At 27.0% G+C, this 7,110-nt stretch carries 4 protein-coding genes; 3 read left to right on the forward strand and 1 reads right to left on the reverse strand.

Annotated elements, in window-relative coordinates; genetic code table 11:
* Nucleotides 1-567 precede the first annotated feature (567 nt).
* The gene (serC, locus tag ERCIPSPA2889_RS03275) at nt 568-1,656 is read right to left on the reverse strand and encodes a 3-phosphoserine/phosphohydroxythreonine transaminase (protein WP_157989395.1); all 1,089 of its coding nucleotides are present in this window, start codon (nt 1,654-1,656) and stop codon (nt 568-570) included.
* Nucleotides 1,657-2,207: 551 nt separating this feature from the next.
* On the opposite strand from serC, the gene hemW reads away from it, so the two are divergent.
* The 3 genes from hemW (at nt 2,208) to tsaC (ending at nt 6,245) form a co-directional block, all read left to right on the forward strand.
* The gene (gene hemW, locus ERCIPSPA2889_RS03280) at nt 2,208-3,344 is read left to right on the forward strand and encodes a radical SAM family heme chaperone HemW (RefSeq protein ID WP_157989396.1); all 1,137 of its coding nucleotides are present in this window, start codon (nt 2,208-2,210) and stop codon (nt 3,342-3,344) included.
* 1,158 nt (nt 3,345-4,502) lie between these two features.
* A complete protein-coding gene (locus ERCIPSPA2889_RS03285; protein WP_157989397.1) occupies nt 4,503-4,976 on the forward strand; it encodes a DUF494 family protein in 474 nt (157 codons plus the stop codon).
* Nucleotides 4,977-5,684: 708 nt separating this feature from the next.
* The gene (gene tsaC, locus ERCIPSPA2889_RS03290; protein WP_157989398.1) at nt 5,685-6,245 is read left to right on the forward strand and encodes an L-threonylcarbamoyladenylate synthase type 1 TsaC; all 561 of its coding nucleotides are present in this window, start codon (nt 5,685-5,687) and stop codon (nt 6,243-6,245) included.
* Nucleotides 6,246-7,110: the final 865 nt, after the last annotated feature.

Below are 7,110 nucleotides of genomic sequence, written 5' to 3' on the forward strand. Positions count from 1 at the left end.
TATACATATAGAGTTTCAATCTATCTTTATTTAAGATAAGGCACCGTCAGATATTTTTTAAAATTACTCTATAATTATCTTTCAAAAGAATTTATAATAGATTTAAATCTATATTCTCATAATACTAATAAGCGTCTGATTTTATATAAAAAGTTCCGTGAAAAAATATAAAACATACTAAATATCAATCTCTCTGGTAGGTAATTTTTATAATATTTTCAAAATATTATTTAGTTCACACATGTAATGAATATGAATTAAATAATATCAATGTGATTATATTAAGGTATGTTTATTTAAAGCTAAGATCATCTTGACCTCAATTCATGTACAATGAATTATATGTATTTCTTCTTGCAGTATCTTCATACTTAACGTAGATAAATCATTCTTGATGATTACATTTAATATAATTTATTAAGCTTCATTGTTCGATATTTGCTTAACATGTTCAATTTTATATCTTGAAGACATATCTAAATATTATTAAAATTCATCTATAATATATATAATTAATATTATCATGTAACTAATATTAAAATAATTTAGAACTTAAAATGTCATTTTTTATTTATAGTAACGATATTCAAAATCACTCATAAAATCAGTGAGCTTCTTTACTCCAGATAGTGGCATAGCATTATATAATGATGCTCGCATACCCCCTACTATCTTGTGACCCTTTAAGGAATGTAATCCTGCAAAAATTGACTCTTCAAGAAAACATGTATTTAATGTTTCGTCTGCAAGATAAAATGGTATATTAATACGTGAACGATTATTATCTGCCACATTATTATAGTATAAATTGCTACTATCAATTGTCTTATATAAAAGATCTGCTTTTACTTTATTTAGTTTTGATAACTCCTGGATCCCTCCTTGTTTTTTTAACCATTTAAATACTAGACCAGACAAATACCATGCAAATATAGGTGGAGTATTAAACATAGAATTACTCTCTGCTAATATTTTATAATTTAAAAATGAAGGTAGCTCATTGCGCGCCATACCGAGGAGATCTTCACTTATAACTACCAGTGTTAACCCAGCAGGTCCAATGTTTTTTTGCGCTCCAGCATATAAAACACCATATCTACTGATATCGATTGGCGTCGTAAGAATCGTTGAAGAAAGGTCTGCTACGACAATTTTACCACTAAAATCCGGAACCTCATTAATAGCAACACCTTCAATAGTTTCATTGGGACAAAAATGAACATAAGCAGAATCATCTGCAACACTCCAATTATGCATTGGAGAAATAGCTTGAAGACCATTAATAAGTATTTTAGCATTGATAACATTAGGTTTACAATACTTTTTAGCTTCTTTGATAGCATTTATTGCCCAATAGCCACTATTAATATAATCTGCCTTGGTATGCTGGCCTAATAAATTTAATGGGATTGCGGAGAATTGCGCGCGAGCACCTCCATGGCAAAACAATACTTTATAGTTATTTGGAATCTTCAGAAGATCTCGAAAATCTGTTTCGGCCTCTTCAGCAACTTGTATAAATTCTTTACTACGGTGGCTTATTTCCATTATAGACATCCCTATGCCCTTCCAGTTAAAAAACTCCCTTTGGGCATAATGCAGAACGTCTGGTGGTAGCATGGCTGGTCCCGCACTAAAGTTAAAAATTTGATTCATTCTTATAATGGTCCTTGATACATTAATTATACTAATCAGATACTAAAATATTTATTAGGTAAAACATCTATCAAATAAATTAGGATGTAATAATTATCTATTTATACAACTTTTATTAAGCAAGCACTATTTTTATTTGACGACCCAATGCATCATTTATTTCTTCAGTTATATGCTACATTCTGAGCTCTATCATGATTTTTCAGTTAAAATTACAAATTCATGTCTTAAAATTCTATCTTTTGACATATTATATTATAATAAATTAATGATTAGTGATATGATTTGCTAGTTACCTTAATGTTATACTGAGATAGTCATATTATATAGTTATTATAAATAAAAAACGATTATCTTAATAAAGCTAATAACATCATATTTTAAAGAAAATATTTACATGCTCTGTACAATACATTCATTGATTATTATGATATCATTATATATATAATAAAATTTATAAATATCGTACCATAGACTATTACATTAAATATTAATTGTGTTGTTATTATTAAAATAGTATATTATTTTATTTTATTTATAATTGTATACATATGTTGAATCTTCCTAATTTAAGTCTCTATATTCATATTCCCTGGTGTATTAAAAAATGCCCATATTGTGACTTTAATTCGCATGTATTACTTGAGGATCTTCCAGAAGATCAATACATACATCATCTTTTAAATGACCTCCGATTAGATATACCATTTATTTCCAGCCGCAAGATTGATACCATTTTTATCGGTGGCGGCACTCCTAGTTTACTAAAAATTGAAACTGTACGATTCCTATTGGAAGGAATACGTGAAAATTTAGAATTATCAAATAATGTAGAAATTACAATAGAGGCTAACCCTCAATCATTAGAAATAGAGAGATTTTATGGTTATAAAGATGCCGGTATAAACCGTATTTCAGTTGGTATACAAAGTTTTCAAGAAGATAGTTTGAAGCAATTAGGTCGCATGTATAGCGCACGCGAGGCGAAAACAGCAGTACAAACCCTTTATTCTCTTAATCTACGCAGTTTTAATTTAGACATTATGCATGGATTGCCAAATCAATCTCAAGAAAACGCACTTAATGATCTTAGTATAGCAATCGCTCTCAATACACCACATCTATCATGGTATCAATTAATGATTGAACCATGTACTCTTTTTTCTGCAAAGACTCCACAATTACCAGATGAAGATGAACTATGGAAAATATTTGAGGAAGGCCATAAATTACTCAGAGTTTCAGGCTATCAACAATATGAAATATCATCATATGCTAAACCAAATTATTTTTGCGCACATAATTTAAATTATTGGCGATTTGGTGATTATATAGGAATCGGTTGTGGTGCTCATGGAAAATTAACTCAGCTTAATGGTTCTATTATCAGAACTAGCAAAACTCGTCACCCGCGAAAATTTATGTCTGGTAATTATCTATGCAAGCGCTTTACAGTAAAAAATCATTCAAAACCATTTGAATTTTTCATGAATAGATTCCGTTTACTAGAAAAAATACCACGACAGGAGTATATATATTATACTGGATTATCAGAAGATAGCATTCGAACCCCAATAGAAATAGCAATAGAAAAAGGTTTTTTAACAGAAACTACTACATATTGGAAAGTAACTAAAAAAGGACATTTATTTCTCAATTGTATGCTAGAATTATTTTTAATAGAATAACATATTTTTCCATGATATAATTTAATATTATTTTGATTAAGAAAATATGTATTCTACAATATTAGAATATTTTTATATTATATTTGTCGATATCAGCTTATTTTTATAAAGTAAATGTTATACATTATCATTGGTATAAAAATATTTTCATAAAAATAATAAATGATAGATACTATTTCACATTAAAATTTACATGCTTTTTTATACTTACACTATATATTTCTTCATAAAATCTTTACTTGGAGTATAAGTATAAAAAATAGTAAAAACAATTATACTAATAATATACCCGACAAGACTTAATATCGCATATTTTTTATATTTATATTTTCAAATCTTACGCATTTCTTTATTAACATATAAAATTACTTTTATATAACTTTAATTATTAGGAAATGAATTCAATTCAAGATTATCTACATTACATAAAATCTTATAATTTTACCATAAAACTTAATTCTAGTAAAATTTTCTTCTGTTATTACATATGCGCTCTAGTTAAGAATGTAAACTCAAAAATATTAATTTCATATGACACTAAATTCGTCTTAACTAAATGTAATGTGATATTTATAATTTTATTATAAAATTACTACATAATATTATTTAATATACCATTAAATATATGCTAATATTTATCGTGTGCTAAATCATTAAATACTGTTTTTATAAAAATAACTTATAATAATATCATACAATGTGATTATTCTATAACCATCGTGTAAGTTAGACAAACTCTAATTAACAATTAATTTTCAGCAAAAAGTCACATGAAATAAATGTATTTAATATTCTAGGTTAAATTAATACTCTAGACAGTCTTACTTGTTCTGCGCTAATAGTTCATCCTGGTATATAAAGATTTTTCTTAATTATTTAATACGTGTGGATATATTTTATATCTATAATCATGATAATATTATAGATTTCCAATAGTCTTTAAAAGACTACTTTAAAATACACAATATTATTAGTCATTGCCATCTTCCTATCTTTACCCTTAAATAGGAAAGTGAGTTAATATTTACCATAATTGCTACTTAACATGCTAATAGATCTTTATCTAACTATATATACTGCACTATCTGTATTAAGTGCATAAATAAATACCCCTAACGATATGTAATAGCCATTCCCGATTTAAGGAGGGGCATGCCCATGTTCGACGTGCTAATATACTTATTTGAAACATACATGCACAATCAAATGGCAGCACATATAGACCAAGATAAATTAACTAACGATTTATCTAGTGCCGGTTTTCATCGTGATGATATCATTAATGCGTTTAATTGGTTAGAAAAATTAGCAGATTATCAATCTGGGCGGGTGTCTTCAATGTTTCTATCCTCCGATCCCTTATCTATGCGCATTTATACTATAGCTGAAAAACAACAGCTTGATGTTAACTGTCGTGGCTTTATACTATTTCTAGAACAGATTCACGTATTAAATTTAGAAACACGTGAAATGGTTATTGATCGTATTATGGAACTTGATACTCTTGAGCTTCAGATAGATGATCTAAAGTGGGTTGTTCTCATGGTACTTTTTAATATTCCTGGCTGTGAAAATGCTTACAAACGAATGGAAGAATTAATTTTTGACTCAAATGAAATAGTTGTTCATTAATTGCTATTTTAGACATAGAGCTCAAGAAAATAAATTTATTAAATAATTTTTTAAACATTATTCCTAAAACCTAAAAGTTGTATTATAGATAAAATTTGACATATATTATGACTAATATCTATTTTTTAGACATAAAAAATAAAACTTTTTTAGGTGTTTTATTTTGTAGATAGTATTTGAATTTTTGAAACTTAATATAAAATTATTTTATTAAAAATCATACACGATATTTAGCAATCCATTGCTAGTCACAAATATCAAAGATACTATCTCTAATAATTTACACATAAAATCATATAATATTATTTTATATTTAATCTTTTAGTCAAAAGTCAGTACGTAATAATTGAGTAACTAAAAAATTTTATCTTGCTCCGCAAAATATGCATAAAAGCTAATATACATCATAGTATGATTATAATTTTTAACTAAAAATTGCTATTATCCAGCATAATAATTATTTATAAGAAATGATGTCAATAAAGTACTATAGTAATAAAAAATTTAAAAAAAATAGATTGAATCGTAATTCATCTAAATACAATTACTACACCAATATTCTTTTTAACGATATATCTTTTTTTAACCTTATTTATACTAATTTTTAACTACCAATCAACTTTTTACATACACCTCACATATATATGTATATATGTCAAGATTATTTTGTACACAATTATATTATTAATCAAAACCATCGGAGTAACAATGAACCTTACAACGCATTCCCTATTGCAATGCGCATACTATGTAGGTAATGCTATGGTTATTGCGTATCCAACTGAAGCCATGTTTGGACTTGGTTGTCATCCTTCTTCTAAAATAGCTATAATGCGCTTGCTTTCCTTAAAAAAACGCTCTATTAAGAAAGGTTTTATTCTTGTTGCCGCTAACTATCAGCAATTAACTCCTTGGGTAGCCGATGAAAAATTGTCATTACAGCAAAAAGAACTAATGTTTTCTACCTGGCCAGGCCCAATCACATGGATACTTCCTGCGCGCCATATCACACCATACTGGTTAACGGGAGAGTTTGCTACACTAGCAGTACGTGTTAGCAATCACCCCTCTGTTGTTGATTTGTGTCTTGCATGTAATACAGCTCTGATTTCAACTAGCGCTAATATCTCTAATCACCCCCCTTGTCGTTATTCAACAGAGTTATTTAAGCAATTTGGACATAACTTTCCAGTATTATCAGGTGAAATTGGTGGGCAAACGCACCCATCTGAGATGCGCAATATATTTACTGGTGAGCGTATACGCTAATATATATAATCATATATATTGAAAGTTATACTATTATCATCATAATTGCATTCATATACACAAAATAAATCATCAGAGCAGCAGCAGCAATACTCAATAATAATGAATTATTACCTATTTATTAAATATTTCTATCATTTAATATCATGTACTATAATATAGTAAATATTACATACCTATTATTAACGTTACTATTATTCTTACTATTACTCTTGCTATTACTATATATTTTATATAATTTATTGATCATATGGATAAGTTATTATTAATATATATACATAATACTTTAAATATGAGAAAATTATATTAATATAAAAGCATATGTCATAGTTTTTTTAAAATACTTTTATTTAAAAAACAATAAGCCTTCTTTTTTGAAAACCATACAAACACAAAATACTAATACGCTTTTATAATAAGTCATTTTATTTATAAATATCTAAACAATATTATTATACAGAAATATATCATGCAAATTAATAACATTAATAAGTTGAATACTATCGGCACATACATCAATATTTCTAGCACCTAAATATTATATGTTGTAATTTTTCATTGACGCTACTCTTACAGAAGATGTAGCATGCTACATCTTCTGTAAGAGTAGCCTTTAACATAAGTCATATAAAATCTTAGAAATATTTCTAAGATTTTATATGACTTATTATTGATCTCTATGCTGATTTTAAAATAGATACTATACGTGAATAAAAAAAACTTCTACAGTTCTACAGAATATTAAAACAATACTAATAGTTAAGGATGAAACACGTAGCTCATTAATTCTGCACATTACACTTAATGCACAATTGGTTATTTTTTATGTAAAATAAATCATTACTTAAATAATTTAAAAAAATAC

Source organism: Candidatus Erwinia haradaeae, from assembly GCF_900698985.1.
Lineage (GTDB): Bacteria > Pseudomonadota > Gammaproteobacteria > Enterobacterales > Enterobacteriaceae > Erwinia_E > Erwinia_E haradaeae_B.

Bases quoted from the DNA above. Each gene is read 5' to 3' on its own strand.
- tsaC (WP_157989398.1), top strand. From the start codon at position 5,685: ATGAACCTTACAACGCATTCCCTATTGCAATGCGCATACTATGTAGGT.
- ERCIPSPA2889_RS03285 (WP_157989397.1), top strand. From the start codon at position 4,503: ATGTTCGACGTGCTAATATACTTATTTGAAACATACATGCACAATCAA.
- hemW (WP_157989396.1), top strand. From the start codon at position 2,208: ATGTTGAATCTTCCTAATTTAAGTCTCTATATTCATATTCCCTGGTGT.
- serC (WP_157989395.1), bottom strand. From the start codon at position 1,656: ATGAATCAAATTTTTAACTTTAGTGCGGGACCAGCCATGCTACCACCA.